This window comes from Variovorax sp. DAIF25 (assembly GCF_050711835.1).
In the GTDB taxonomy this organism is placed as follows: domain Bacteria; phylum Pseudomonadota; class Gammaproteobacteria; order Burkholderiales; family Burkholderiaceae_C; genus Variovorax.
Genome location: NZ_CP136636.1, coordinates 5,379,946 through 5,406,521, shown reverse-complemented (window position 1 = coordinate 5,406,521; position 26,576 = coordinate 5,379,946). Strand labels below are relative to the sequence as shown.

Sequence of the window (26,576 nt, the reverse complement as noted above, 5' to 3'; positions counted from 1 at the left end):
AACCTTCAATTTTAGGCGGCACCCGACGGGCCAGCGGCTTCGTCGGGTTCCGCCTGCGCCCGCGGCTGGGTGCTGAGGCCGTAGAGCACCACGTCGGCCTGCATCTCGATGTACTTGAGCGGGTCGAAGTTGTCGCCCTCGTCGACGCACAGGTTGGCCGAGTGCTTCCAGAGCATCAGGAAGATCATCGGCGCGACCACCGAGTAGATGGTGTGGTCGACGTCGACCGGCCGGAACTCGCCGCGGTCAATGCCGCGCTGGATGATGCGCCGAAGCAACGCATGGCCCGGCCGCACCACCTCCTGGCGGTAGAAGTCGGCCAGCTCGGGGAAGTTGGCGCCTTCGCTCATCATCAGCTTGGTGAGGCCCGAGGCCTGGGTCAGGCCCACGCGCTCCCACCACACGCGCATGCAGTAGCGCAGCATCTGGGCCGTGGTGCCCTCGAAGGTCTCGAATTCCTGGTTCCACTCGGTGAAGCGGCCGCCGAGGTTCTCGACCACCACGGCCTTGAACAGCTCTTCCTTGCTCGGGAAATAGAGGAACAGCGTGCCCTTGGAGACGCCGGCGCGCACCGCCACTTCTTCCGAGCGGGTGGCGGCATAGCCCTTCTCGACGAACAGATCGAGCGCCGCCGCCAGCAGTTCGCCGGGGCGCGCCTCCTTGCGCCGCTCGCGCTTGGCGCGGACCGGGCAGATCTTGTCGGCAAGGAATCGGGGAGTGGGCATTATTTAATGACTCGCGGGTTAGTAATGTAGTGAGCCGCATCGAATGCGTCAAGCCGCGACAATATCGGGTTCCCTTGTCAGTCCGTTCCTGGAGTCCCCCATGACCTCTTCGCCTTCCACCACCGAAACCATCGTGCTCGGCGGCGGCTGCTTCTGGTGCACCGAGGCGGTGTTCGACCGCGTGCAGGGGGTGGTCGACGTGGAATCGGGCTATTCGAACGGCCAGACGGTCAATCCCAGCTACGAGCAGGTCTGCACCGGCCGCACCGGCCACAACGAGGTGGTGAAGCTGACTTTCGACCCGGCGCAGATCGCCCTGCGCGAGATCCTCGAGATCTTCTTCGTGGTTCACGACCCCACGACGCTCAATCGCCAGGGCAACGACCTCGGCACCCAGTACCGCAGCGGCATCTACTACACGACCGAGGCGCAGAAGCAGGTGGCCGACGAGGTCATCCGCGAGATCGAGGCCGGCAAGACCTACGCCTCGCCGGTGGTGACCGAGGTCAAGCCGCTCGACAACTACTCGACCGCCGAGGCCTACCACCAGGACTACTTCCTGAACCACCCGAACCAGGGCTACTGCGCCTTCGTCGTGGGGCCGAAGGTCGAGAAGTTCCAGAAGACCTTCGCCGCGCGCGTCAAGGCCTGATCCTCTTTCCGCCGCGCCCGTGCACCTCGCCCTTTCGTCCGGCCCGACCCGCTCGCAGCGCGTGCTCGTCTTCGCGCTGGCGATCGCGCTGTGGCTCGCGGGCACGCTCGGGCTGATGCACCGTTCGCTGCACGCGCCGGGCCTGCCCGCGGCGGCCGCGGCCGCGCACGTGGACCACGACCACGCCGGGCACGACCATGCCGCGCACGGTCTGGCGAGCCTGTTCGGCGAGCACACCGATGCCGAGTGCCGCCTGTACGACCAGCTCTCGCATGGCTCCAGCGCACCGGGCGTGCCGCTGGTGGTGCTGCCGATGCTGTTGCCGACGGCCACCTTCGCCTACCTGCAGGGCGAGGTTCTCGCCCGCTGGGTCGCGCTGTTCGACGCGCGCGGCCCGCCTTCCTCTCGCTGAATCCCCCTTGTGTTCCGGCTCGCCGCACCCGTTCGCCACGGGTGGCGGCGGGTCGCCCATCGATTCAACGAGTGTCCATTCATGATTCCCCATTTCCGTCGCAATGCCATCGGCGTTGCCGTTCTTTCCCTGCTCTCGCTGGCAGCCGTCGCGCAGGAGCTCGCCGCGCCGGCGCCTGCCGCCGATGCTTCCGCGGGCGCGCTGCCCGCCGCCGGCGCCCTGCCGGCGGTGACGGTGGAGGCGCAGTCCGAGCGCCTCAAGAAAGCGCGCATGGAGCTGTCGCCCGCGGTCGGCGCCACCGTCTACCGCATCGACCGCTCGGCCATCGACGCGCTCGGCAAGGGCGACGCCACGCCGCTGGACGACGTGCTGCTGACCCTGCCGGGCGTCGCCAAGGATTCCAAGGCCTCGGGTTCGCTGCACGTGCGCGACGACCACGGCAACGTGCAGTACCGCGTCAACGGCGTGCAGCTGCCCGAGGGCATCTCGGGCTTCGGCCAGTCGCTCGACACGCGCTACATCGACTCGGTCGATTTCCTCACCGGCGCCTTGCCCGCGCAGTACGGCCTGCGCACCGCCGGCATCGTCGACATCCAGACCAGGCAGGGCCTCGGCAAGCCCGGCGGCTCGCTCGGCTTCACCTTCGGCAGCCACAACACGCTGGAGGAGAACGCATCGTTCTACGGCACGAGCGGCAACCTGAGCTACTACCTGTCGGGCAGCCTGGTGTCCAACACCAGCGGCATCGAGAACCCCCAGCCCACGCTCAACGCGCAGAACGACCGCACGCGCCAGGGCAAGACCTTCGGCACCTTGTCCTACTACCTCGACGCCGACACGCGGCTGGGCCTGATGTTCGGCACCTACAACGGCAAGTTCCAGATCCCGACCAACCCCGGCCAGGCCCCGGCCTTCTCGCTCGCCGGCTTCAGCGACCTGGGCTCGGGCTTCAACGCGCTGCCGTCGTCCGACGTGCGCGAGCGGCAGACCGAGGCCACGCGCTTCGTCGCGCTGTCGTTCCAGAAGACGCTCGGCGCGCTCGACTTCCAGGTCTCGGCCTTCCACCAGTACTCGAACCTGCACTACCTGCCGGACCCCGTGGGCGACCTGGTCTACAACGGCGTGGCCTCGGACACCCTGCGCTCGAACTCGTCCAACGGCCTCCAGGCCGATGCCTCGTACAAGCTCGGCAGCGCGCACACGCTGCGCTTCGGCGGCGCCTACACGCGGCAGACCACGCGCAGCATCAATGCGGTGAACGTGTTCCCGGTCGACGACAGCGGCGCGCAGGCCGGCGACACGCCGCTGCTGATCAACGACGACTCCGGCAAGGTCGGCCAGCTCGCCAGCCTCTATCTGCAGGACGAGTGGCGCATCGACCCGAAGCTCACGCTCAACTACGGCCTGCGCTACGACAGCGTCGATGCCTTCACCAAGGAGCACCAGTGGAGCCCGCGGCTGAACCTCGCATACAAGCTGTCGGACGACACGGCGCTGCACGCGGGCTACGCGCGCTACTTCACGCCGCCGCCGCAGGAGCTGGCGTCGCAGCAGAGCATCAACCTCTACGCGGGCACCAGCAACCAGCCGGAGATCGCGGTCTCCGATCCGGTGAAGGCTGAGCGCACCCACTACTTCGACCTGGGCGTGGACCACAAGCTGAGCCCGAACCTGTCGCTGTCGGCCGACGTCTACTACAAGAACATCACGAACCTGGTCGACGAAGGCCAGTTCGGCCAGGCGCTGATCCTGTCGCCGTTCAACTACGCCGATGGCTTCGCGCGCGGCGTGGAGCTGTCGGCGCGCTACAACGACGAGCACTGGTCGGCCTATGCGAACCTGGCCCACCAGAAGGCGATGGGCAGGAACATCGTGTCGAGCCAGTCGCTGTTCGGCGCCGACGAGCTGGGCTACATCGCCAACCATGACGTGTACCTGGACCATGACCAGACCTGGACGGCCTCGGCCGGCGCCAGCTACCGCTTCGGCGACGACCAGATCAGCGGCGACGTGATCTTCGGCAGCGGCCTGCGCCGCACGCCCGACGGCGGTGCGCCCAACAGCGCCGCGCTGCCGAACTACACGGTGGTCAACGCCGCCTACGCCCACACCTGGAAGTACGCCTCGGGCAGCGACGTGGTCGGCCGCGTCGCGATCCTGAACCTGTTCGACAAGAGCTACCTGCTGCGCGACGGCACCGGCGTCGGCGTGGGCGCACCGCAATACGGCACGCGGCGCAGCGTCTACATGAGCATGACCACGCACTTCTGATGAAGCACTCGAGGCTGTCGCGCGCCGTCGTTCTCACGCTGCTGCTTGCGGTGTGGGCGGCGTCGACCCTCGGGCTCGTGCATGCCACGCTGCACGTGCCGGGCGACTGGACCCGGACCGTGGAGGCCCGGCGCACGGCCGCGGCCGCCGGCGCGACGCAGGGCGTGCACGAGGCGCAGGCGCATGCTTCCGCCGCGCGGCACGGCTGGCTGCATGCCCTGTTCGGCGATCGCACCGACGCCGAATGCCGGCTGTACGACCGGCTCGCGCACGGCTCCGGCGCCCTGGGCGTGCCGCTGGTGCTGCTGCCGATGCAGCTGCCGGCGGCGAGCTTCGCCTACCTGCAGGGCGAGGCCATCGTCCGCTGGGTCGCGCCGTTCGAGGCCCGCGGGCCGCCTGTCGCTCGCTGAATTTTCCGTTTCCGATTCGCCGCCCCCGTCGCGCACGGGTGGCCGGCGGTCGCTCATCGATTCAACGAGTTTTCATCATGACCCCCCAATTCCGTCGCAACGCCATCGGCGCTGCCGTCCTCTCGCTCGCCTCGGCCGCGGCCCTGGCCCAGACTGCACCCGCCGATCCCTCGCCGAACCCGCAACCCACCACCAGCCTGCGCGAGATCACCGTCACCGGCAACCCGCTGGGCGCCAGCGACCTGATCGCGCCCACCACCACGCTCTCGGGCGACGAACTGCTGCTGCGCTCGCAGTCCACGCTGGGCCAGACGCTCGACAACATCCCCGGCGTCAGCAGCACCTACTTCGGCCCCAACGCCAGCCGGCCGATCATCCGCGGCCAGGACGGCGACCGCATCCGCATCCTGCAGAACGGCGGCGGCGCGCCCGACGCCTCGGCGCTGAGCTACGACCACGCGGTGCCGGTCGACGCGCTGGTCACCGAGCGTGTCGAGGTGCTGCGCGGCCCGTCGGCGCTGCAGTACGGCGGCAGCGCGGTCGGCGGCGTGGTCAACCTGATCGACAACCGCATCCCGAGCGAGCCGATCGAGGGCTTCGGCGGCCGTGCCGACCTCGGCTATGCCACCGGCAACCGCGAGAAGAACGGCGCCGTGATGCTCGAGGGCGGCAACGGCCGCTTCGCGCTGCATGCCGATGCCTTCAAGCGCGACTCGAGCGACGTCTCGGCGCCGATCGACCTGAACTGCGAGAAGCCCGGCTCGCCCTGGCGCGCGCGCAAGATCTGCAACTCGGCCAACGAGGCGCACGGCGGCGCGATCGGCGGCACGCTGTTCTTCGACCGGGGCTGGATCGGTGCCTCGGCCAGCACCTACCGCAGCAACTACGGCACCGTGGCCGAGGACGACGTGACCATCGCGATGAAGTCCGACCGCTACGCGATCGAGGGCGAATGGCGCCCGGGCGGCATCATCCGCAGCGTCCACGCCAAGCTCAGCCACACCAACTACCGCCACACCGAGTTCGAGGGCGCCGAGGCCGGCACCACCTTCTCGAACATGAGCAACGACCTGCGCGTCGAGGTGCGGCACGAGAAGATCGGCCCGCTGGAAGGCCTGATGGGCTTCAGCGCCGAGACCAACCGCTTCGCCGCCGACGGCGAGGAAGCCTTCGCGCCGCACAGCCGCACGCGCTCGCGCGCGCTGTTCCTCTACGAGGAGATGGGCACCTCGTGGGGCAAACTGAGCTTCGGCGCGCGCACCGAGCGCGTCACGGTGCGCTCGCTCGGCTATCCCGACGATCCCAGCATCAACCGCTTCGCGATCGGCGAGCGCACCTTCAACCCGAACAGCGCCGCCTTCGGCGCCCTGGTCAACCTCGCGCCGCAGTGGCAGCTGACCTCGAACATCGCCTACACCGAGCGCGCGCCCAAGGACTACGAGCTGCTGGCCAACGGCCCGCACGTGGCCACGGCCGCGTGGGAGGTCGGCAACCCGAACCTCAGCAAGGAGCAGTCGACCGGCTTCGACCTCGGCGCGCAATGGAAGTCGGGGCCGAACACGGCGCGCGTCAACGCCTACGTCACGCGCTTTCGCAACTACATCGGCCTGACCGCCTCGGGCCGCACGCTCGACGAGGAAGGCCAGGTCGTGACCGACCCCGAGGTCAGCGACACGCTGGCCGAGTACCTCTACAACGGCGTGCGCGCGCGCTTCACCGGCATCGAGGCCAGCGGCAACCTGCGCCTGCTGGGCAGCGACGGCTTCGCGCGCATGGCCGACGCCGGCACGCTCGACCTCGAGTGGCGCGGCGACCTGGTGCGCGCGAAGAACACCGACACCGGCGAGCCGCTGCCGCGCATCGCGCCGGTCCGCGTGGGCGCCACGCTGGTCTACGGCAACGGCCCGTGGAGCGGCCGCGTCGGCTTCGACTACAACGCCGCGCAGCACCGCGTGCCGGGCGTCGGCGCGCGCGAGACCGATGCCTACACGCTGTGGAACGCCTCGATCGCCTACCGCATGAAGGTGCAGCGCGCCAACCTCACCTGGTATGCGCGCGTCGACAACATCGGCAACAAGCTGGCTTACAGCGCGACCTCGATCCTGACGACGACGGTGTACCCGGCCGCGCCGCTGCCGGGGCGGTCGCTGAAGGTGGGCGTGCGCGTGACCTTCTGACCGGACGGGGCCTCCTTCCCCCGGCGGGGGAGGGAGGCGGGCGAGAACGCTCGGCTATCCTCGACCGGTGAATTCGTTCGTCATCTCATCCCTCCTGCCCGTCGTGCTGCTGATCGCGGCGGGCTACCTGGCCGGGAGGCGCCGCTGGATCGGCGGCCCCGCGGTCAAGGACCTCTCCAACCTGATCTTCCTGCTGCTCGCGCCGGCGCTGCTGTTCCGCGCGATGAGCGGCGTGCACGTCGAGGAACTGCGCTTCAAGCCGGTGGCCGCCTACTTCATCGCCTCGGGGCTGCTGTTCGCGGCCACCTTGGCGCTGCGCGGCTTCAATCGCACGGGCGCGGTGCTCGCGCTCGCCAACACCTACAGCAACACCGTGATGATCGGCATCGTGCTGGTCGGCCTGGCCTATGGCGAGGCCGGCATGGTGGTGCTGCTGACCTTGATCTCGCTGCATTCGCTGGTGCTGATGACCAGCGCCACCGTGGTGCTCGAACTCGCGGTGGCGCGCGAGCATGCGGTGGTCGGCGGCGCCGAGAAGCGCTCGATGCTGCGCACCGTGCTGCGCGCGCTGCGCAATGCGATCATCCATCCGGTGCCGCTGCCGATCATCGCGGGCCTGCTGTTCGCGCAGAGCGGCTGGGTCATGCCGCAGCCGGTCGACCGCACCATCGAGCTGCTGGGCCAGGCCTTCGGCCCGGTGGCGCTGGTGATGGTGGGCATCACGCTGGCGCTCACGCCGGTGGGGCGCCACTGGCGCAGTGCCATGGTGCAGGCCGGCGTCAAGAACCTGCTGCATCCGCTGCTGGTGGCGATCATCGGCTGGGCGCTCGGCGTGCGCGGCATTCCGCTCACGGTGATGGTGGTCGCGGCCGCGCTGCCGATCGGCGCCAACGTGTTCCTGTTCTCGCAGCGCTACCGCAGCGCCGAGGACCTGGTGACCGCCAGCGTCGCGGTCTCCACGCTGCTGGCGCTGGTCACGCTCACGCTGGTGATGCTCTGGGTGCAGTGGTTGCCCTGACATCCGTCCCGGGCCACGCGAAACCGTAGCCTTTCGATCTCCTGCCCGCCCCGCGCCCCCTATGCCGTTCGGCAGGGTGGCCGTTTGGCGAGATGTGGAGCGCCGCCGGCCGCTCTACATTTCCCCGCTGATGATTTGCCAGACGCGATCCATGCCCGTTGCTGCGATGGTGCTGATCGCGACGGCGATCGCGCCATGGCTGCTGCTGGGCGCCGCCACGCCGGCGGCGGCGCAGGCCAAGCCGTGCCGCACGCCCTGTCTGGCCGTGCCCAAGCCGGAGGAGAAACCGGCGCCCGAACCGGCGAAGCCGCCGGCCGCCGTCGACCGGCCGAGCGAGAAGGCGGCCGCGCGGCCGCCGCCGAAGCCGCGCGCGCCGGCCGAGGCGCCGCCGGCCCGCGTGGCGGAGCACGAGGCCGACCGGCCCGCGCCCGTGCGCCGGCCGGCGCCGACGAAGCGCTGCACCGAGATCAACATGCGCGCCGCCGTGGGCGAGCCGCTGTCGGACCAGGACATGACGTACTTGAGGAGCCAATGCTGATGATGAAGATCCCCTCCAGCCTGCGCGGCGCGCTGCGCGCGATGGCGCTCGGCGCCGCCGCCGTGCTGCTCGCGGCCTGCGCGGCACAGCGCCCGCAGCCGGGCAACGCGATGCCCTTCGAACAGGCCGTCGACCAGGCCGTGGACGACCTGATGGTGCAGACCAAGAAGCTGCCGGGCTTCCTCGCCAAGGTCGAGTCCTCGATGAAGCAGAGCCGCATCGTCATCGACCCGCTGCTCGAGAGTGCCAGCGGCCAGCAGACCGAGGTCACGCGCGTGGCCGAGCAGCGCATCGTCCAGCGCATGCAGGCGCAGTTCAAGCAGTTCACCGTGACGCCGTTCAACAGCACCGAGATCGCCACCGCGCAGTACGTGCTCAACGGCACGCTGGTGCGCGACAAGGAGGCGGGCGGCTCGCCCTACCGGCTGAACCTCGCGCTGACCGAGATCAAGAGCGGCGTGGTGATCGCGCAGTCGGTGGCGCGCATCAGCGATGCCTCGCTCGACACCCGGCCCACGGCCTTCTTCCGCGACAGCCCGGTCAACGGCAAGGACCGCGGCGTCGAGGGCTACATCCGCACCGCCGAGACCCAGCCGGGCCAGGCCGCCGACGCGCTCTACCTCGAGCGCCTGCCGACCGCGACCGTGATGCAGGAGGCCACCGCCGCCTACGAGGCCGGCCGGCTGCAGGAGGCGCTGGCGCGCTACGACGCCGCCTCGCGCCGCCCCGACGGGCAGCAGCTGCGCGTCTACAGCGGCCTGTACCTCACGCAGTCGCAGCTGGGTCGCACCGCCGATGCCGAGAAGACCTTCGGCACGCTCGCGCGGCTGGGGCTCGAAACCAACAACCTCAGCGTGAAGTTCCTGTTCAAGCCGGGCTCGACCGACTTCCTGGCCGACCCGAAGATCAGCGCCGCCTACCCGATGTGGCTGCGCCAGATCGCGCGCCAGGCGGCGCAGATCGATTCCTGCGTGGTCGTGACCGGCCACACCAGCCGCACGGGCTCGGAGGCGGTCAACGAGCGGCTGTCGCTGCAGCGCGCGGTGACCGTCAAGACCCGGCTGGTGGGCGAGGCCCCGCCGCTGGCGAAGAAGCTGCGCGAAGCCGGCGCGGGCTTCCGCGAGAACATCGTGGGCACGGGCGCCGACGATGCGAGCGACGCGCTCGATCGCCGCGTCGAATTCAAGGTGACGGCCTGCGAGGCCTGATGGTTTAGGGCGCGAGCCGCTCGCGCACCCACTGGCCGGCCTCGAGCCGGTAGCGCAGCCGGTCGTGCAGCCGGCTCTTGCGGCCCTGCCAGAACTCCCAGCGGTCGGGCACCAGCCGGTAGCCGCCCCAGTGCGGCGGGCGCGGCGGCGAGAGCAGGTACTTCGCCGCGGCGACGGCGGCATTCTTCACCAGCACCTCGCGCCCGCCGATCACCTCGCTTTGCGGGCTGGCCCAGGCGCCCAGGCGCGAATCGAGCGGGCGGCTCGCGTAGTAGGCGTCGCTCTCGTCGGCGCCGGCCTTCTCGACCCGGCCCTCGATGCGCACCACGCGCTCGAGCTCGACCCAGTGGAACTGCAGCGAGGCATAGGGGTTGCCCGCGAGCTCGCGGCCCTTGCGGCTCTCGTAGTTGGTGTACCAGACCAGGCCGCGCGCGTCGTAGCCCTTGATCAGCACGATGCGGCTCGAGGGCCGCAGGTCGCTGCCGACGGTGCACAAGGTCATCGCGTTGGGTTCGGGCACCTGGGCGTCGATGGCCTCGTCGAGCCAGCGCTCGAACTGGCGCAGCGGATCGTCGGCGCTGTGCGCCTCGCCGAGCTCGGCGCGCTCGTAGCTCTTGCGCAGCGCGGCCAGCGATTCTTGGGAAGTCGGGGAAGTCATGGCGGCATTGTTGCCCAAGCGATACTCGCGCCGTGACCTCCCTCGCGAATCCCCCGACCGTGATCGTGCTGGCCTCGGGCCGCGGCGAACGCTTCGTGGCCGCCGGCGGCAGCGGCTCCAAGCTGCGCGCGCCGCTGGCCGGCAGGCCGGTGCTCGAGCGCACGCTCGACGCCGTGCGCGCGAGCGGCCTGCCCTGGCATGTGGAGGATGCGGGCCATCCGGGCATGGGCGATTCGATCGCGGCCGCGGTGCGCGCCACGGCGGGCGCGGCCGGCTGGCTGATCCTGCCGGGCGACCTGCCGCTGGTGCTGCCGCGGACGATGCGCGCCGTGGCCGCGGCGCTCGCGGGCGGCGTGCAGGCGGCGCAGCCGAGCTACCAGGGGGAGCGCGGCCATCCGGTGGGCTTTGCCGCCGGATGCCAGGCGGCGCTCGCCGCGCTCGAAGGCAACTTTGGCGCGGCGCCCGTCCTGCGGGCTTTGCGTGCTATGGATTCGGTAGCTGACCTGGCACTCGACGATGCCGGCGTCGTGACCGACATCGACACCCCCGAGGCCCTGGCGCGCGCCGAGGCGCTGTGGCGCGCGCGCGAGGCGGCCGGCGCACCCGACGCCGGCTGAGCCTTCTTACTTGCCGATCACCGCGCAGGCGATGCGCGGGCCCGAGTTGCCGGCCGGCTGGGTCGTGAAGTCGTCCTTGTCGCGGTGCACCACCAGCGCACGGCCGATCACGCTGTTGGCGGCGCCCGGCGTCAGCGAGATCGCATGGTTCTCGACGCTGAAGCGTGCCTCGCCGGCGCCGTTGGCCACCAGGCTCGGCAGTTCGCCCGCATGGCTGCCCGGCGCGGCGAACTTGCCGTGCGTGCCGCCGCTGGGGTTGAAGTGGCCGCCCGAGGCATTGCCGTTGTCGCCGCAGTCGCCCTTCTCGTGGATGTGGAAGCCGTGCTCGGTGTTCGGCGGCAGGCCGCGCACGATGCCGGCCACGCGCACGCCATGCTCGAGCGCGGTGAAGGTGACGGTGCCCGTGGTCGGGTTCGGCGTGATCGCGCCGGTGGGCACCAGCTCGACGGTGGTGGCGGGCTTGCCGCCCAGCGTGCCGCAGGCGGCCAGCAGCGAGGCCGCGAGCACGGCGGTGGCGGCGCCGGCGAGGCGGCGGGAGGAGTTCTTCATTGTTGGTCCTTGTCGGGAGATCCGGAGGGTCCGGAAGGTTGAGAGGATTTCTTGTCGGAAGACCCTGCGACGTATACCGGAGGCGGCACCACATCGCAATCGGTCGGGGCCGGCGATGCAGTGTGCCCGGTCGATGTGTCGGAGGCCACGGCAGGCGGGACGGCCAGCGCCACCAGCCGCGCGAGCGCCACGTCGTGGATCGCATGGCGGCGCAGCTCCTCGAGCGTCTGCTGCGCATAGTCGAGCGAGCTGCCGTAGCGGCCCACGGCATTGGCGAAGATGTGGCGGTAGCGCTCGTCGCTGAGCTCGCCCGTGAAGTTGGGGCTGCGCCGCGACAGCGTGAAGGCCAGCGCGCTCACCGGCCCCGAGGCGGTGGTGCAGCGCAGCCACTTGGGGTCGTAGACGCCGGTGGGCATCTCGCGCAGCCAGAGCCGGCGCAGCGTGTCCAGGCCCTGCGCGGCCGGCACGCGGAACACCATGCCGCGCACGCTGCCGCCCGAGAGCAGGCCGAACACCAGGCCCGGCGTCTGCACGCTGCCGCGGTTGACGCGGCTCCACATCTTCAGCGCGCGGTGCCAGCCGCGCACCCAGGCCGGGCGACGCTCGATGAAATCGAACTCGGGCCGCCAGATCAGCGAGCCGTAGCCGAACAGCCAGAGGTCCTCGTGGCCGCCCCATTCGGCGATGGTGCGCTCGAGCATCGGCTGAGGGTCGCGCAGTGGCTTGGGCATCGGATCCAGACCCGGCGGCCCGGGATTGGGCGCCGGGTCCGAGCCCGAGGTGGGGCCAGCGCCTACAGTGTCGGGAGAAGGACCCATGCCTACAATTTCCTGATCATGGTTGACCACCCCATTATTTACCGGCCGCTTTCATCCTACGGAGCACGCGTGACGAACAACACCGACGACAGCCAGCAGAATTTCGCCCTCGGGCTGATCGCGATCCTGCTGGTGCTGATCGTCGGTGGGGTGATCGGCTTCGCGGCGTGGCACAAGACGCCCGCCAAGGCCTCCGCGACGGCACAAACCGCCATCACGGTGCCGGCCGCGGCGCCAGCCACCCAGACCACCGTGGCCGAGGTGACCGAGACGGTCACCGTCACGATCCCCGACGGCGCCAGCATCCGCGTCGCCAACGGCGTGGTGAACTTCTACTTCGCCACCGGCAGTGCCGACCTCGCGCCCGGTGCCGCGGAAGCGCTGGCCGCGGTCATCAAGGGCGTCGAGGCCGGCCGCAAGGCGGTGGTCTCGGGCTTCCACGACACCACCGGCGATGCGGCGGTCAACGAACAGCTCGCGAAGAAGCGTGCCGAGACGGTGCGCGACGTGCTCGTCGGCCTCGGCGTGCCGGCCGACAAGATCGACCTGCTGCGCCCGCCCGTCACGGCCGGCAGCGGCAACGACGCGCAGGCGCGCCGGGTCGAGGTCAAGCTGCTCGACTGAGGCCGGGCAAGCCGCCGCGGCGCGCGGAATGCGCCGCCACGCGGGCTCGCGCGAGCCCGCGTCCGGGTGTTTTGCAAGCATCCGTATCCGGGCGTGGATTCGTATTGGCACGGTGCCCGATTTCCATCGAGGCCTGGCGTCGTCCTTGCTACGATGAACCCATCTCGAGGTCGCCCACGCGACAGTGGCGACCCCATCGGCAGAGCCACCGACAACATCCCCATGAGCAGCACACACCCCACCGTCCTCGACGTCACCGATCGCATCCGCGATCGCAGCAAGGCGCAGCGCGGCGCCTACCTCGCGCGCCTCGCCGAGCTGCGGCAGCGCGACCGCGGCTCCGACCGCATGGGCTGCGCCAACGTGGCGCATGCCGTGGCCGGCATCCCGGCCAACGACAAGTTCCGCGTGGTCGCCGAGCGCGCGCCCAACATCGGCATCGTCACCGCCTACAACGACATGCTCTCGGCCCATGCGCCGTACCAGAGCTACCCCGACATCATCAAGCACGAGGCGCGCCGCCTCGGCGCCACCGCGCAGGTGGCCGGCGGCGTGCCCGCCATGTGCGACGGCGTCACGCAGGGCACGCCCGGCATGGAGCTGAGCCTGTTCAGCCGCGACCTGATCGCGATGAGCACCGCGGTCGCGCTCACGCACGACATGTTCGATGCCGCGCTGATGCTCGGCGTGTGCGACAAGATCGTGCCGGGCCTCTTGATCGGCGCGCTGCACTTCGGCCACCTGCCCACCGTGTTCGTGCCCGCGGGCCCGATGCCCTCGGGCCTGTCGAACAACGCGAAGTCGAAGGTGCGCGAGCAGGCCGCGCAGGGGCTCGTGGGCCGCCAGGGCCTGCTCGAGGCCGAGATGGCCGCCTATCACACGCTCGGCACCTGCACCTTCTACGGCACCGCCAACAGCAACCAGATGCTGCTCGAGGCCATGGGCCTGCACGTGCCCGGCACGGCCTTCGTGCAACCGGGCGACGCGATGCGCGAGACGCTCACGCGCGAGGCCGTGCGCACGGTGCTGGGCAAGGCCGGCGAAGCCGCCTTCCAGTGCCCGCCCATCGGCGAGATGGTCGACGAGCGCTGCATCGTCAACGCCATGGCCGCGCTGCTCGCCACCGGCGGCTCCACCAACCACCTGATCCACTGGGTGGCCGTGGCGCGCGCCGCGGGCATCGTGATCGACTGGGACGATTTCTCGAAGCTGTCGGACGTGGTGCCGCTGCTCACGCGCGTGTACCCCAACGGCAGCGCCGACGTGAACGAGTTCCAGGCCTCGGGCGGCCCCGGCTTCGTGATCGGCGAGCTGGTCGAGGCCGGCCTGATGCATGCCGATGTGCTGACGGTGCGCTCGGGCGGCATCCGCGAATTCGCCGGCGTGCCGTCGCTCGAGGGCGAGGCCGATGCCAAGCGCCTGCGCTGGACGCCGGCCGCCGCGCTGCAGAACGATGCCGTCACGCGGCCCGCCGCCGCGCCCTTCAGCGCCACCGGCGGCCTGAAGCTGCTGAGCGGCAACCTCGGCCGCAGCGTCATCAAGGTCTCGTCGGTGCCCGACGACCGCCATGTGGTCGAGGCGCCCGCGCGGGTGTTCGATTCGCAGGCCGCGCTGCAGAAAGCCTTCACGGCCGGCGAGCTCGAGCGCGACGTGGTCTGCGTGGTGCGCTGGCAGGGCCCGCAGGCCAACGGCATGCCCGAGCTGCACAAGCTCACGCCGCCGCTGTCGGTGCTGCAGGGCAAGGGATTCCGCGTGGCGCTGGTCACCGACGGCCGCATGAGCGGCGCCTCGGGCAAGATACCGGCCGCCATCCACGTGTCGCCCGAGGCGGCCGCGGGCGGGCCGCTGGCCAAGGTGCGCGACGGCGACGTCATACGCCTGGACGCGGTCGCGGGTACGCTCGAGGTCCTGCTGCCCGCCGACGAGTGGGCCGAGCGCGAGGTCGCCACGCTGTCGGAGGCCCAGCGCTTCGCCGACGGCCACGGCCTGGGGCGCGAACTGTTCGCCGGCATGCGGCGCAATGCATTGACTGCTGAAGAAGGAGCCTGCTCATGGCTGTAAACGACAAGAACGCACTGACTTCCCTCGACGTGATGCGCGACGCGCCGGTGATCCCGGTGATCGTGCTCAACGACGTGAAGCACGCCGTGCCGCTCGCGCGCGCGCTGGTCGCCGGCGGCATCCGCATGCTCGAGGTGACGCTGCGCACGCCGCAGGCGCTCGAATGCATCGAGATCATCGCCAAGGAAGTGCCCGAGGCCGTGGCCGGCGCGGGCACCATCCGCAGCGCGGCCGATGCCCAGGCCTCGGCGCTGGCCGGCGCGAAGTTCGGCGTGAGCCCGGGCTACACGCGCGCGGTCGGCAAGGCCTGCCACGACCTCGGCCTGCCGCTGTTGCCCGGCGTGGCCACCGGCAGCGAGATCATGTCGGCGCAGGAAGACGGCTACACCCAGCTCAAGTTCTTCCCCGCGCTGCAGGCCGGCGGCCTGCCGATGCTCAAGGCCTGGCAGGGTCCGTTCGGCGATGTCGTCTTCTGCCCCACGGGCGGCATCCATGCGGGCAACGCGGCCGAGTTCCTCGCGCTGTCGAACGTGGCCTGCGTGGGCGGCTCGTGGATCGTGCCGACCGACGCCATCCGCGACGGCGACTGGGCCCGCATCGAACAGCTCGCGCGCGCCGCGAGCCAGCTTTCGCGCTGAGGCCGCCGTGGGCAACGCGGATTTCGACGCCAGCGACCTCAAGGTCGTGGCCTTCGACGTCTTCGGCACCGTGGTCGACTGGCACAGCGGCATCGCCGCCGAGGCCGAGCAGGCCCTGCCGGGCGTCGACGGCGCGACCTTCGCGCTGGCCTGGCGCGCCGGCTACCAGCCCGCGATGAAGCAGGTGATGGAGCGCATCGCCGCGGGCGAGGGCGGCTTCACCCTGCTCGACGAGCTGCACCTGAGCATGCTCGAGCAGGTGCTGCGCGACTTCGGCCTCAGCGACCGCCTCGACGCATCCGCGCGGCGCGAACTCAGCCGCGCCTGGCACCGGCTGCCGGCCTGGCCCGATGCGGTGGAAGGGCTCACGCGCCTCAAGCGCAAGTTCACCATCTGCTCGCTGTCGAACGGCAACATCGGCCTGCTGACCGAGATGGCCAAGCGCGCGGGCCTGCCCTGGGACTGCGTCCTCTCGGCCGAGGTCTTCAAGGCCTACAAGCCCGACCCGCGCACCTACCTCGGCGTGGCCGGCGTGTTCGACGCCACGCCGGGCCAGGTGATGCTGGCGGCCGCGCACCACGACGACCTCGCGGCCGCGCGCGCCTGCGGCCTCAAGACCGGCTACATCGAGCGGCCCTTCGAGTTCGGCCGCGCCCAGCCCAAGGACGTGACGCCGGTGGCGGCCAACAACCTGCATGCGCGCGACATTCTCGAGCTGGCCGAGTTGCTCGGCTGCTGATCCGCGCCACACGAAAAAGCCTGGCACCGCCAGGCTTTTCTTCGTGTGCGCCGCGCGGGCTCAGTAGCCGAAGGCGGCGCCCGAACGCCGGTTGTCGGCCGCGCCGCTGTAGACCGCGCGGCCGTTCGCGTCGCGCGTCACCGCGATGCCGCTCAGGCCGCTGAGCAGGCCCGTCACGCGCAGGGTGTCGGTGTCGTAGCCGTAGCTCGCGCGCAGGCTGTCGGCCAGCGGCGCCAGCGCCGAGCCGGCCTCGAGTTCGGCCACACCGTTCTGGCCCGTGAAGTTGGGCGCGTTGATCGCGGCCTGCAGGTCGAGGCCGTAGACCACGTGGCCCATGAAGCTCTTGACGATGTAGTCGGGGATCGGGCCGCCGCCCGCCGACCCCCAGACCAGCCGCAGCCGGCCCTCGGCATCGAAGGCGATCGCGGGTGCGATCGAGGTGCGCGGCCGCTTCGTGCCCTGGTAGCCGTTGACGTCCGAGCCCGTGCTCGGCGGCGCGCTCGAGCCGGCGGAGAAGTTCGACATCACGTCGTTGAGCATGATGCCGGCCGCTTCCATGTGCGCCCCCCAGTGCGTGTTGATCGTGGTCGTCATCGACAGCGCGTTGCCGTAGCCATCGACCACCGCCACGTTGCTGGTGGTGTTCCAGTCCTCGTCGCGCGCCGTGGGGCGAGCCTGCGCCAGCCGAGTGGCCGGCGCGGCGGCGCGTCCCTTGCCGAGCGCGGCCATGGTGTCGTAGCCCGCCGGGTCAGCCGCCACGAAGCTGCCGATGTTGCCCGCGGGTGCGGTGTCGAAGGCCTTGTCGCCGATCTGCGCCGCGCGGCGGTCGAGCTCGGCCTCGCTCAGCAGCACCGAGGCGCGCGCGTTGACGTTCGACCAGGCGGGGTCGCCGATCACGGCGCGCCGGTCGACGTTGGCGAGCCGGCTCGCCTCCGCGGCGTAGTAGACGAAGCGCGGCGTGTCGAGCGCCTTCTCGTCCTGCAGCTTCTTGCGCTCGAGGATGCCGAGCGAATAGAGCGTGACGAAGCCGCCGAACGAGGGTGCGGGCTGGGTGTAGATCGTGGTGCCGAAGCGCGTGCCCACGAGTGGCTTGCGCTCCACCGCCTGGTAGGCCGCGAAGTCGGTCGGCTGCATCAGGCTCGGGATCGAGGCGATGGTGGTCGCCACCGCCGGCCTGGCGGGCGTGCCCGCGGTCGGCAGGACCGAGCGGCAGGGCAGGCTGCCGGCGGTGGTGCGCTGCACGATCGCCTGCACCGTGGGCCGGGCCGGATCGTAGAAGGCCGCGCTGCCGCCGTCGCGCACCAGCTTCATGGTCTGGGCGAGCTCGGGGTTCTTGATGAGCGTGCCGATCGGCAGCGGCTTCTGCATCGTGGCGTCGGCCGGGTCGCAGTAGCGCTTCGCGATGTCGGGATACTTGCAGCGCGCCGCCCCGCGCACCGTGCCGGCCGAGTTGACCCAGGCCGGCACGCCGCTGCCGGCGTCCACCGGGTTGCCGTCGTCGTCGAACTCGGCGCTGTCGGCATAGAGCGTCGAGTACATGTACCTGGTCATCGGGAAACCGTTCTCGGCCAGCGCGATCGCGTCGTCCCACAGGGCGTTCCAGGCCTTGCGGCCGTAGGCGCGGTGCACCAGGTCGAGCACCGCCACCGTGCCGGGAATGCCGACCGCGCGCGCCGAGATGTTGGTGTTGCCCTGCTGCGAGGAGATGCTCGCGCCGGCCGCGAGGCCGCTCTTGCAGACGTTGTAGGGCGCGGCGCTCGACACGTCCTGCGCCACGGCTTGGTAGAGCGTGGTCGCGCCGCCGGTGGCCGCGGGCGCGGCCGAGAGGCCGTCGAAGGTGCGCACGGCCCGGGTGGCCGCGTCGTAGTAGGTGATCAGCGTGCCGCCGCCGAGGCCCGAGGCGAAGGGCTCGGCCGTGCCGAGCACCGCCTGCACCGCGATGGCTGCGTCGATCGCGCTGCCGCCGGTGGCCAGCACCTTGCAGCCAGCCTTCGAGGCTTCGTAGTGGGCCGAGGTCACCATCAGGCTGGTGCCGCTGATGCCGGCCGTCTGGCCGTGCGGCGTGCCGGCCTGCTGCACGCACAGCGCGGGATCGAAGCGCGCGCCGGGCGGGGCCGGCGGGGGCGCGGAAGGTGGCGGCGGCGCGCTGCCGATGGGAAGCGCGGCGAAGCCGCCGCTGGAGCCGCCGCCGCAGGCGGAAAGCGTCGCCGCGGTCACGGCGAGCAGGACTGTTGGAATGATTCTGGAGGGGTGCATCGTGGCGCTCGAATGAAAAAGGCCGACGCGTCGGTCGGCCTTTCAATCTATTGCAAATCCCGTGCCTTGCGCAGGGGCGATTGCCCCTATGCCGTGGCCCCTGGGCGGCTCAACCCGCGATCAGCTTCTCGACCGTGCGCAGGTTGCGCGTGGTGGTGCTCGACTTGTAGCGCGTCTTCGCGAGCAGCTTTGCCACCGGCGTGTCGGTGCTCTCGCCGCGCGGCAGCTCCCAATAGAGCACGCCGTCGCCGCGCTGCAGTCGGTCGGTGTACGTCTCGAGTTCCTCGGCCTTGGCCATCACCTCGTCGAGCATCGCGGGATCGGAGCCGAACACGATGTACGGATGGCGTTCCTCGTCGACGCGTTCGAAGGGATAGCCCGCGGCCATGCGCGCCACCGTGGCCTGTGCGAGCAGCACGATCCAGGCCTCGTAGCCGAAGCGCTCGCGCAGCGCCTGCTCGATGTGTTGGCGCAGCGCGGCGGTGTCGGTCTCGTCGGTGTCGAACAGCACGTTGCCGCTCGCGAGCACGGTGCGCACCGCGCCGAAGCCGAGCTCGACGAACAGCGCCTGCAGCTCGGCGCTGCGGATCGTGATGCCGTTGACGTTGACGCCGCGCAGCAGCGCGACATGGCGCACGGCCTTGCTGCCGGCTTTCTTGCTGGCCTTGGCACCGGCCTTTTTCGCGGCCGGTTTCTTCTTCGCGGCGCCGGTGGCCATCGCCGATCAGCGAAGTCCGCCGCCGGCCGCTTGCTCGGCGCGCTGGATCAATTCGATCTTGTAGCCATTCATGGTATTTCTCGGATATGAAGAAAACATAGAAAAATCAAGAACTTAGGTAAATGCCGTTGGGATTCGGCCGTTCAAAGTGGGCGCTCAACCCTAAGCCAGCCGCCGAAATTTGGCGTTTGAGCCGCCGCTTGGTCGATAGAATAGCCGTCCGATTGAGACGGGGAATTCAATGGCGAAGGCGCGGCAAAAACCATCGGGGATGTGGGAAATTGGGGTGCGCCATCCGTCTCTTCCCAATGGTCGAAAGTATTTCACGTTCGAAACTGAAGAGCAGGCCAACGCCTTCGGCGAGCAGTGGAAGACCATGAAAATGGGCGGCCTTCAGCCTCCCGCCGAGCTGCTGCGGCCGACAGGCGCGAATCATTCTCTGGGGCTCGTGGTGCGCGAGTGGTCGAACAGCGGACTGGCCGCGCCGTCGCAGTACTCTGCGCTGGGCTCACTGATCTCCGAAGTGGGTGCGGTGAAGCTGGTGGATGCCGACTACGCATGGCTTGCCGGCTACGTCCAACGGCTCAAGGTGGCCAACAACTTGGCGCCGAACTCAATCCGCCACCGCGTGCAGGCCCTTGGCAGGGCCATCGATGAGTTCGCTCGACGCAATCCCAAGCTCGTGGTCCAGAACCCTGTGCGCCTGCTGCCGAAGGGTTACAGCACCTATACCGATGTCGACCGCAAGCTCGCCCTTGAGGCCGGAAAGAAGGTCAAAGAGGACGTAGAGCGCGACCGCCGACTACACCGCGGCGAGGAGGAGCGAATCATCGCGGCCTTGTCCGGCAAGCAGCGCGATGATCGAGAGCGCGGTCTGCTGCTGCCGGGCGGCAATGCGTTGCTCACCATGTTCGTGCTGATCGTGTATTCGGGCCTTCGCTTGCGCGAGGCCTACACGCTGCGTCGCCAGCAGATCGACCTCGATGCCAAGGTGATGCGCGTGCAGAGCTCGAAGCAGTGGAGAGGGAAGGTGGTCTATCGCGACGTGCCGATGCGCCAGGAGGTGCACGCCGCCCTGACGCGCTACCTGTCGACCCGAGCGATGCTCCCGGCCGCCCTCTTGTTCCCTTTCATCGAAGAAGAGCAGGGCCTCACGCTCACGAAGGTTTCGCAGCGACTCTCGGCCAGGTTCAAGTCCGCGTTCGAATACGCGAAGTGCGAAGACCTGCGCGAGCATGATCTCAGGCACGAGGCAACGTGCCGGTGGCTCGAGATGCGCGACGCCTCGGGCAACTGGATGTTCCGGCTCGAGGAGGTGAACCGGATCATGGGCTGGTCATCCAACAGCACCATGGCGCAGCGCTACGCCAGCTTCCGCGGGAGCGACCTGGCCGAACGCATGTGGTCTACCGCTGGAAAGGCACCGGCAGCACCGGGGGCGTCTGGCGGCGCGGCCTAGCTAGCGGCACAGGCGCGTGCGGGCTGCGCTTCAAGCGTCGCGCCTGCGCCTCTTCGCGGGCCTTCTCGGCCAAGTAGGCAAGCAGGTCGGAGCGCACAAACAGCCAGTTGCGCCCAATCTTTAGGCCTGGGATGTCGCCGGCCCTGGCCATCTCTTCGACGCGCTCTGCTGTGCAGCGCAGGATCTCTGCGCATTCCTCGGAATCGATCGTTTCGCTCGCCATCTACTTCACCCCCCTCCCCTCTTTCCCGTCGCCCCGGGTCGCCTTCGTTTTGTAGGAGTCCTCGCCCTGGAGTTGCATGCTCCTGAGCTTCTCGGGCGGCCATGATGCGACTTCGGCCTGGGCCTTGGCGATGCGTTGCTCTTGGGTCGTCCCCTCCCTGATCTGCCGAGCGATGCGCTGTGGCTCGCGCCAGAGGAAGGTGGGCGGTGCTGGGGTGGCGTCAACGGTGACGGCTTCATGGGCCGACTTCGAATCGGGGTCGATCCCGTTCTCGCGGCAGATGGCGTGTGCGGTTGTGCTGCCCACGGCGAAGATCTGCGTAGCGAGCGCCCAGTTCGGCATCATTGCGTACTCGGGTGCGGCGAGGCGCCGAGCGTTCTCCAGCAGATAGGCCGGCGAGAAGTGCCCCGTCTTCGCTCTGCGGGCATCGTCACGTTCCTTGGTGAGCGCCGCAATCTCTGCGTCCCGTGCCTCAAGGGCTGCGAGGATGGTGGGCAAGAACATGTGCGCTGCGTCGCAAAACGATGCGTCCTTGGCATGGTGGAACTCGGCAATCCGGTAGGGTGGCAGGCCGTCGACGCGACTAACGGTGTGGTGGGTCGTCTGACCCTTGCTCCAAACGCCCGGCGTGGCCTGAGCGTGCAGCCCGCGCAGGTCATGAACGATGTCCGCGAGCGGCGGCGCCTGGGTGGCGGCGTGGATGTCAGTGGTCATGGGAGGGGTCCTTCTTGTAGTTCGGCTCCATGCCGATGCGCTTCCGAAACTGCTCGATGGGCTCGTGGTCGAGCTTGTACCAATCGGAGGCGGTCAGCTTCTCGTAGCGGTCGGTGATGGCCTTGCCGACGGGATCGACGGCCAGCCAGCGCCAGTCCAGCATCACGTTCTTGCGGATGAATTGCAGGTGGCGCTTCTGCCAGTACCTGCGTTCTCGCCAAGCCTTGAAGCGTGTGATCAGTTCACGCATCGCCGTTCTCCTTCTTGAGCGCCCGTCCGATGCGGCGCAGGTAGTCGGGCGGCAGGGTGGACCAATCGAAGGTGTCCACGAACTCGCCGCAGTGGTGGTCGCGCAGGGTCATGACGTGGCCCGCTCCGACGTTGCGGCGCAGGCTGTGACCCGTGATGCCGAGCATCTGGAAGCGCTGCTCGGCCGGCACCGGCGGACCGCGCCGGCACTCCCCCGCGAGGCTGTTGGCGTGGCTCCAGTGGTCGCAGCCAGCGCAACAGGGCCCGCGCTCGGTGTAGAAGAGGTCGATGATCGTCTGCTGCCGGCTGGGAGGCATCGGCACTTCCTCGAAGGCGGGGGCGGTCATGCGGCCTCCCTGATCGCTCTGATGACGCGGCAAGCCATTGGCGGGGGCACCGCATTGCCGAGCATGTGCGTGGCCTCGCGCGGGTTGGCCGGTAGCTTGTAGTCGGCCGGGAAGCCCATCGCGGCCCGCTCTTCATCCGTGATCAGCATCCGCATGCGATCGCCGTCGACCACGGCCCACCGTGCGCGCGTGGTGATGGTGCCCAGCGGGCGCGACAGGCACCTACCGGTGAGCCCAGAGCCGCTGCCATAGTAGGGCATGACGAAGCGATGGCCGAAGCGAGCGCGGCCGGCGGCCACACGCGCGAGCGTCTTGGCGGAGCGGCCGGGCTTGTCGACCGGGGACCACTTCCCCAGGTCGAAGCGGATGATCTCCGCAGCGCCGACGTGGGCCTGCGGCTCGAGCTCAAGCTGCAGCGGATGCTTGCTGCGCGTGAGCACTAGGAACATGCGGCGACGGTGCTGCGGCACCCCGTGATCGGCTGCGTCGAGGACGTGCGGCGCCAGCGCATAGCCGAGGGCGCCCATTGCGCTGGCCCAGGCCGGGAACAGCGCCCAGTTCATGAACTCGGGCACGTTCTCGACCACCACGGCGGCCGGCCGGTGGTACTCGGCAGCCGACACCACCGCCCACGCGGTGCTGCGCTGCGCGTCGTGGTGCGGCTTCTCCTTGCCGCGGGCCGGGCTGTGGCCCTGGCATGCCGGCGAGGCCAGCAGGATGTCGTGCGCCGGCACGTTGCGCCAGTCGGCCTGATGGAGATCTTGGCATGCGTGCGCCGTCTCGGGATGGTTGGCCGCGTGGATGTCGACGGCGGCCGGCCAGTGGTTGGCGGCCCAGACCACCTCGCAGCCGGCCTGGCGCGCGCCGGTCGAGAAGCCGCCGGCACCGGCGAAAAGGTCGATTGCGCGCATCACGCCTCACCTCCCGGGCTCGCAGCGTGCGCCGCATTCGCCTGCACCAGCTCGCGCGCACAGGCCGGGCAGCGCCAGCGCTTCGAGATCTCGAGGAGTGCCCAGGCCTTCGCCTCGGCCTCGGATTGGTCGGCAACGGAGCGCTTGCAGCCGTCGCAGCAGCGGATCGGGTCAGCCATCACACCTCCCCCGTCTTCGCTGCCGATGCCGATGCCTGGAGGGCGGTGCGGTCATTCTGGCAAGCCGTTGCGCTTGCGGGCCGCGCGCAGTCCATGCAGTGATCGGGCGGCAGTTCGTCGTTGCCACCGCAGTATTCGCAAGACCACTTCGCATGCATCTTGGCGTGCTGGGTGCAAAGTTGGCCGTCAGTGTGGGCGCGGCCGCACTGGGCCTTGCTGCCGTCGGCGAGCGTGATCGTCCACTCGCAGCGTTGCTCGTAGGGGGCATCGATGAATCGGCGTTTCGCGTTCACTTCGTCTCCCCCGCTTGCGCAGGTGCTGCCACGGCCGGGGGCGTGAGTGCTGCGAGGATGGCGTCTGCGATTTCGGTGGGCGTGTCGGATTCGCCGACATCCTCGAAATCATCTTCGCTCATTGTCCCGACATGCCACGCAGACCACACTCGGGTGCAGTGATAGGTCCCGCTTAGATGGGTCGCGAGCAAGTCGACCAACCGGTCGCGAAGCGGAGCCTCTTTCTCTTCCCGTGGTTTCGCTCCGAAGCTACGACCGACAGGAATACCCGCGTGGTAAAGGTCGCCTCTGTGCTTCGATGCGGTCTTGCATCGAGTACAGTTATCGGAGTCCGTGCAAACATCCAGACTCTCGGCCGCTGTTTCTTGCTGCGCCGGCGCACTGACGGCGGCGCAGTGCTTGTAGCAAGGCCACGACACGCCTCGTGTGTCAACGACCACCCCAGAGTCTGAGCACGCCTCGCATGTGAACTTAACCGCCGCCTCCTGCTGCACGGGCGCGGCCTCGCGAAGCGCTTCATCAACGCAAGCGCGCAGGTGTTCGTCGGCCGCGGCCTTCAACGTTTCGAGCGCCCACGAGGACTTCGACAGCTTGCCGCCGGTCGCGTGGTCGATGAAGCACTCCAGCTTGAACATCAGCGCGCCCATCTCTTCGTCGCTAGGCTGCACGGGCGCAGGCTGTGCGAGGGCGGCGTCTCGGCTGTTGTAGCCTGCATCGAAGCCAGCCTGAAACGCGCGTCGCGGCTCGATGTTCGGGATGGCCGAGAACCATGCAGCCTCGGCGGCATTGCGGTGCCCCTCACGAATCGCAGCGTAGTGCTCGTATCCCCCAGCCGCAGCGGGTGCCGGGGCGGCATCGCGCGAGGCGAGGGCGGTGCCACAGGCGATGCACCCGATGCTCGCGCCTTCCCACGCCTCGCCTTCCTCGAACTCCAGTCGGCCGCCGCACTCGGGGCAACCGCCCAGCAGATCAAGCAGCAAACTATGGACCACCTCGCCGGGGGAGAAGCGATACGGCTGTGCAGTCCCTTCCCGGCGGAGGGCGAGCACGTTGCGAGGCTCCCACGCGATGCGCCAACCCTTCGGAATCTTCGCCTCCTGCTCGCCCGCATCGATAGCGGCCTGCGCCGGGGCGGCAGGGTCGAACCTTGCGGGGCCGTTCAGCGGAATGGTGATGCGCAGGCCTGCGATCTGTTGGAACGCGAGGCTGAAGCGCCCCCAGGCCGACAAGTAGCACTCGTCGTCTGCGCGCGGGATGCCCATGCGGTCGAGTTGGCGGTGAGCCATCTCCATCTGCCATGCCGCATCGCCTCCGGTCACCACCTCGCCGGCCTGCGGCTTCACGGTCTGGAGGGCGGGATTGGCCGCATCAGCAACGGGCATTGCTTCCTCGTCGCTCACGCCCAGGAACTCGGCGCCTTCTTCGGGATAGTCGCTGTAGTGCGCGTAAAGGCCGCGCCCGCTGTGCCCATCGCCGAGTATGAGTGTGACCTCGCCCGGCTCGCCGCCGAACATGGCGAGGATCTCGTCGGCTTGCTTGAAATCGAGGGTGATGTTGGTGTCAGCCATGGGTAGCTCCTTCCCGGACGCGGTAGACGCAGAACTCATCGAGGCGGCGCTCGTACAGCGTGGGGTCGCCCGATGCGTCGCATTGCCAGTCGTCCATGTCGGAGAGCCATTCCTCGCAGTCATCGCCGCCCACTTCGTCTTCGATCCTGGACAAGAGGGCGGACCAGCCGCGAATCTGGATTGCGTCCACGCCATCGCTGAACGTGGCGTACATGAACAGCGCGTCTTGCAAGGCGGGATGTGGAGCCGTGCGCTTTTCGCTCACGACGAGCTTGAGTTTGTCAGCCATGGTTCTCTCCTTGTGCGGGTGCGGGTGTCAGGGATGCTGCGGCGCGGGTGATCGCGAGACGGGTGGCTGCTTCGGCCCCGCCGTCGTGATGCATGTGACGCAGCAACACGCCGCCGAAACTGTTCAAGATGCGCGTGCAGGCGTCATCGGGGTCATCGACATCGATGGCGACCGTAAAGCCGAGCTTCACAGCCAGCCGCAAAGCGTCGCCGTCGTCGGTGAGCGGGTTCCAGCGCGTGTGTTTGCCGCCTTCGTTCTTGAATCCCTGGCGCTCGGTGTCCCAGCAGAACAGATCGATCCCCGCAGCCTTCGCCGCCCTCTCAAGCATCTCCCGCTTACCCATGGCGGGCTCCCGTGGCAGAGGCGAGGGCGCGCACAGGACTCTCTCCGTAGTAGCGATGCATCTCGATGGCGCGCAGGCGAGACCTGCGCTTTTCCTTCGCCATCACGCGGCGAAGTTGAACCATCCCGCTGCGAAGGCGACGAGGCGCGACGGACATAACCTCGGATCGGTGCGCGTTGATGATTTCCGCGAGAAACACTGCCGACTCGTCCGAAGGCTCCATTTCGAGCCAGTGCTCGATAGCGTTCTCGGCCCAAGTCTTGTTCTGGTGCAAGAAGAACCGTGCTGGTGTGCTCATGCCTTCTTCTCCTCGGATGGGTTGCGCGCTGCAGCGAGCGCATTGAGGGTGTCGAGTGCCCACTTGGCCGCTGCGCGGTCTTTGGGGCTCGCGTGCGTGCTAGTCGCGATCGCCCGCCACTCGCAGACCTGCGCGAGGTGCCCAAGCATGAAGGCCTCGGTCTTCTGCGCCCGGGTGGCACCGCCGTACGCATCGGTGTAGTGGTTGCAGCCGCTGCATCCCCAGCAGGTCATTGCGTCGCTGACCTTGTATGACATGCCCTTGCCGTTGGCGACGCCGCCGCCGTGACAGGCGACCGTCGTCTCGGTGTCGTAGTTGCAGAGCGGGCTGCGGATGAGGCAAGGCTTTCCCTTCGCCATCGCCAGCAAATGCTTGTTGCATCCGCGCTCGGACTTCGGGACTGCTGCCGCCGGGCTCGTTAGGTTGGCCATGACCGCCCGGCGCGTTGCGCGCGTGGGGGCCGGCAGCGGGGCTCGCTCGCGCTGCGGGCGCTTGAAGCCGGTCTGCTTGAGCGTGCTGTAGCTCATGGCTTCGAAACGGCCTGGCAAGCCGCAGAAACGAGTTCAGAGGCAGCGCCATGCGTCAGATCGTCGGCCGCATCGCGCAGTGCGCCG

General features: G+C 69.3%; 32 protein-coding genes. 14 read left to right on the top strand and 18 right to left on the bottom strand.

Features of this window, described 5'->3' with window-relative positions:
* Positions 1 to 11: 11 nt before the first annotated feature.
* Positions 12 to 725, bottom strand: coding sequence for a TetR/AcrR family transcriptional regulator (locus R0232_RS25060; RefSeq protein WP_093340115.1), 714 nt, complete (start codon positions 723 to 725; stop codon positions 12 to 14).
* Between the two features lie 100 nt (positions 726 to 825).
* Here R0232_RS25060 and msrA point away from each other — a divergent pair, with 100 nt between their 5' ends.
* The 8 genes from msrA to R0232_RS25020 all read left to right on the top strand — a co-directional run bounded on the left by msrA (position 826) and on the right by R0232_RS25020 (position 9,411).
* Positions 826 to 1,377: a peptide-methionine (S)-S-oxide reductase MsrA gene (gene msrA / locus R0232_RS25055; protein ID WP_431509805.1), complete on the top strand. Its 552-nt coding sequence runs from the start codon at positions 826 to 828 to the stop codon at positions 1,375 to 1,377.
* Positions 1,378 to 1,396: 19 nt separating this feature from the next.
* Complete coding sequence (locus tag R0232_RS25050) at positions 1,397 to 1,789, top strand: hypothetical protein (RefSeq protein ID WP_431509804.1); 393 nt, start codon at positions 1,397 to 1,399, stop codon at positions 1,787 to 1,789.
* An 81-nt stretch (positions 1,790 to 1,870) separates the two neighbouring features.
* On the top strand, positions 1,871 to 4,060 hold the full coding sequence (locus tag R0232_RS25045) for a TonB-dependent receptor (RefSeq protein ID WP_431509803.1): 2,190 nt from the start codon (positions 1,871 to 1,873) through the stop codon (positions 4,058 to 4,060).
* A complete protein-coding gene (locus R0232_RS25040; RefSeq protein WP_431509802.1) occupies positions 4,060 to 4,470 on the top strand; it encodes a hypothetical protein in 411 nt (136 codons plus the stop codon). The genes R0232_RS25045 and R0232_RS25040 overlap by 1 nt, the downstream gene beginning before the upstream one ends.
* Before the next feature lie 77 nt (positions 4,471 to 4,547).
* On the top strand, positions 4,548 to 6,647 hold the full coding sequence (locus R0232_RS25035; RefSeq protein WP_431509801.1) for a TonB-dependent receptor: 2,100 nt from the start codon (positions 4,548 to 4,550) through the stop codon (positions 6,645 to 6,647).
* 67 nt (positions 6,648 to 6,714) lie between these two features.
* Complete coding sequence (locus tag R0232_RS25030) at positions 6,715 to 7,665, top strand: AEC family transporter (protein ID WP_093340103.1); 951 nt, start codon at positions 6,715 to 6,717, stop codon at positions 7,663 to 7,665.
* A gap of 151 nt (positions 7,666 to 7,816) precedes the next feature.
* Positions 7,817 to 8,203: a hypothetical protein gene (locus tag R0232_RS25025; RefSeq protein WP_177239219.1), complete on the top strand. Its 387-nt coding sequence runs from the start codon at positions 7,817 to 7,819 to the stop codon at positions 8,201 to 8,203.
* A complete protein-coding gene (locus R0232_RS25020; protein ID WP_203202143.1) occupies positions 8,203 to 9,411 on the top strand; it encodes an OmpA family protein in 1,209 nt (402 codons plus the stop codon). The genes R0232_RS25025 and R0232_RS25020 overlap by 1 nt, the downstream gene beginning before the upstream one ends.
* A 4-nt stretch (positions 9,412 to 9,415) precedes the next feature.
* Here R0232_RS25020 and pdxH read toward each other — a convergent pair whose 3' ends face one another.
* Entirely contained in the window at positions 9,416 to 10,069 is a 654-nt protein-coding gene (pdxH, locus tag R0232_RS25015; protein WP_057598633.1) for a pyridoxamine 5'-phosphate oxidase, read from the bottom strand.
* A 32-nt stretch (positions 10,070 to 10,101) separates the two neighbouring features.
* Between pdxH and R0232_RS25010 the strand changes: the two genes are divergently transcribed.
* Entirely contained in the window at positions 10,102 to 10,686 is a 585-nt protein-coding gene (locus tag R0232_RS25010; RefSeq protein ID WP_431509800.1) for a nucleotidyltransferase family protein, read from the top strand.
* A 6-nt stretch (positions 10,687 to 10,692) separates the two neighbouring features.
* On the opposite strand, the gene R0232_RS25005 is transcribed toward R0232_RS25010, so the two are convergent.
* Positions 10,693 to 11,235, bottom strand: a complete 543-nt coding sequence (locus R0232_RS25005) for a superoxide dismutase family protein (RefSeq protein WP_057597176.1) — start codon at positions 11,233 to 11,235, stop codon at positions 10,693 to 10,695.
* Positions 11,232 to 11,966 carry a gamma-glutamylcyclotransferase gene (locus R0232_RS25000; RefSeq protein ID WP_057597180.1) on the bottom strand — a complete coding sequence of 245 codons (735 nt, stop codon included), beginning with the start codon at positions 11,964 to 11,966 and terminating at the stop codon, positions 11,232 to 11,234. Before R0232_RS25000 ends, R0232_RS25005 begins: the two co-directional genes overlap by 4 nt.
* 156 nt (positions 11,967 to 12,122) lie before the next feature.
* Here R0232_RS25000 and R0232_RS24995 point away from each other — a divergent pair, with 156 nt between their 5' ends.
* The 4 genes from R0232_RS24995 (at position 12,123) to R0232_RS24980 (ending at position 16,115) form a co-directional block, all read left to right on the top strand.
* Entirely contained in the window at positions 12,123 to 12,677 is a 555-nt protein-coding gene (locus R0232_RS24995; protein WP_431509799.1) for an OmpA family protein, read from the top strand.
* Positions 12,678 to 12,899: 222 nt separating this feature from the next.
* Entirely contained in the window at positions 12,900 to 14,738 is a 1,839-nt protein-coding gene (edd, locus tag R0232_RS24990) for a phosphogluconate dehydratase (protein ID WP_431509798.1), read from the top strand.
* Complete coding sequence (eda, locus tag R0232_RS24985; protein WP_203202136.1) at positions 14,729 to 15,376, top strand: bifunctional 4-hydroxy-2-oxoglutarate aldolase/2-dehydro-3-deoxy-phosphogluconate aldolase; 648 nt, start codon at positions 14,729 to 14,731, stop codon at positions 15,374 to 15,376. Before edd ends, eda begins: the two co-directional genes overlap by 10 nt.
* Before the next feature lie 7 nt (positions 15,377 to 15,383).
* Complete coding sequence (locus R0232_RS24980) at positions 15,384 to 16,115, top strand: haloacid dehalogenase type II (protein WP_431509797.1); 732 nt, start codon at positions 15,384 to 15,386, stop codon at positions 16,113 to 16,115.
* Between the two features lie 60 nt (positions 16,116 to 16,175).
* Here the strand turns inward: R0232_RS24980 and R0232_RS24975 are convergent, their stop codons facing one another.
* On the bottom strand, positions 16,176 to 18,371 hold the full coding sequence (locus R0232_RS24975; RefSeq protein WP_431509796.1) for a gamma-glutamyltransferase family protein: 2,196 nt from the start codon (positions 18,369 to 18,371) through the stop codon (positions 16,176 to 16,178).
* Positions 18,372 to 18,480: 109 nt separating this feature from the next.
* Positions 18,481 to 19,089, bottom strand: a complete 609-nt coding sequence (locus R0232_RS24970; protein ID WP_431509795.1) for a DUF1697 domain-containing protein — start codon at positions 19,087 to 19,089, stop codon at positions 18,481 to 18,483.
* 241 nt (positions 19,090 to 19,330) lie between these two features.
* On the opposite strand from R0232_RS24970, the gene R0232_RS24965 reads away from it, so the two are divergent.
* Positions 19,331 to 20,548 (top strand): site-specific integrase, encoded by a 1,218-nt coding sequence (locus R0232_RS24965; RefSeq protein ID WP_431509794.1) that lies wholly within the window; start codon positions 19,331 to 19,333, stop codon positions 20,546 to 20,548.
* On the opposite strand, the gene R0232_RS24960 is transcribed toward R0232_RS24965, so the two are convergent.
* From R0232_RS24960 to R0232_RS24905, 12 genes are read right to left on the bottom strand one after another with little or no spacing between them, the layout of a single operon-like run.
* Positions 20,496 to 20,771 (bottom strand): helix-turn-helix domain-containing protein, encoded by a 276-nt coding sequence (locus R0232_RS24960; protein WP_431509793.1) that lies wholly within the window; start codon positions 20,769 to 20,771, stop codon positions 20,496 to 20,498. The two genes, R0232_RS24965 and R0232_RS24960, sit on opposite strands and share 53 nt — an antisense overlap.
* Positions 20,772 to 21,485, bottom strand: coding sequence for a hypothetical protein (locus R0232_RS24955; RefSeq protein WP_431509792.1), 714 nt, complete (start codon positions 21,483 to 21,485; stop codon positions 20,772 to 20,774). It abuts the gene before it with no gap.
* A complete protein-coding gene (locus tag R0232_RS24950) occupies positions 21,475 to 21,735 on the bottom strand; it encodes a hypothetical protein (RefSeq protein ID WP_431509791.1) in 261 nt (86 codons plus the stop codon). The genes R0232_RS24955 and R0232_RS24950 overlap by 11 nt, the downstream gene beginning before the upstream one ends.
* Complete coding sequence (locus tag R0232_RS24945) at positions 21,728 to 22,081, bottom strand: hypothetical protein (protein ID WP_431509790.1); 354 nt, start codon at positions 22,079 to 22,081, stop codon at positions 21,728 to 21,730. The genes R0232_RS24950 and R0232_RS24945 overlap by 8 nt, the downstream gene beginning before the upstream one ends.
* Positions 22,078 to 22,992, bottom strand: coding sequence for a DNA cytosine methyltransferase (locus tag R0232_RS24940; RefSeq protein WP_431509789.1), 915 nt, complete (start codon positions 22,990 to 22,992; stop codon positions 22,078 to 22,080). Before R0232_RS24940 ends, R0232_RS24945 begins: the two co-directional genes overlap by 4 nt.
* The gene (locus R0232_RS24935; RefSeq protein ID WP_431509788.1) at positions 22,992 to 23,171 is read right to left on the bottom strand and encodes a hypothetical protein; all 180 of its coding nucleotides are present in this window, start codon (positions 23,169 to 23,171) and stop codon (positions 22,992 to 22,994) included. Before R0232_RS24935 ends, R0232_RS24940 begins: the two co-directional genes overlap by 1 nt.
* Positions 23,171 to 23,464: a hypothetical protein gene (locus R0232_RS24930; RefSeq protein ID WP_431509787.1), complete on the bottom strand. Its 294-nt coding sequence runs from the start codon at positions 23,462 to 23,464 to the stop codon at positions 23,171 to 23,173. The genes R0232_RS24935 and R0232_RS24930 overlap by 1 nt, the downstream gene beginning before the upstream one ends.
* Positions 23,461 to 25,032, bottom strand: a complete 1,572-nt coding sequence (locus tag R0232_RS24925; protein ID WP_431509786.1) for a hypothetical protein — start codon at positions 25,030 to 25,032, stop codon at positions 23,461 to 23,463. Before R0232_RS24925 ends, R0232_RS24930 begins: the two co-directional genes overlap by 4 nt.
* Positions 25,025 to 25,321 (bottom strand): hypothetical protein, encoded by a 297-nt coding sequence (locus tag R0232_RS24920; protein ID WP_431509785.1) that lies wholly within the window; start codon positions 25,319 to 25,321, stop codon positions 25,025 to 25,027. Before R0232_RS24920 ends, R0232_RS24925 begins: the two co-directional genes overlap by 8 nt.
* Entirely contained in the window at positions 25,314 to 25,664 is a 351-nt protein-coding gene (locus tag R0232_RS24915; protein ID WP_431509784.1) for a hypothetical protein, read from the bottom strand. The genes R0232_RS24920 and R0232_RS24915 overlap by 8 nt, the downstream gene beginning before the upstream one ends.
* The gene (locus R0232_RS24910; protein WP_431509783.1) at positions 25,657 to 25,962 is read right to left on the bottom strand and encodes a hypothetical protein; all 306 of its coding nucleotides are present in this window, start codon (positions 25,960 to 25,962) and stop codon (positions 25,657 to 25,659) included. Before R0232_RS24910 ends, R0232_RS24915 begins: the two co-directional genes overlap by 8 nt.
* Positions 25,959 to 26,489 carry a nuclease domain-containing protein gene (locus R0232_RS24905; protein ID WP_431509782.1) on the bottom strand — a complete coding sequence of 177 codons (531 nt, stop codon included), beginning with the start codon at positions 26,487 to 26,489 and terminating at the stop codon, positions 25,959 to 25,961. Before R0232_RS24905 ends, R0232_RS24910 begins: the two co-directional genes overlap by 4 nt.
* Positions 26,490 to 26,576 lie beyond the last annotated feature (87 nt).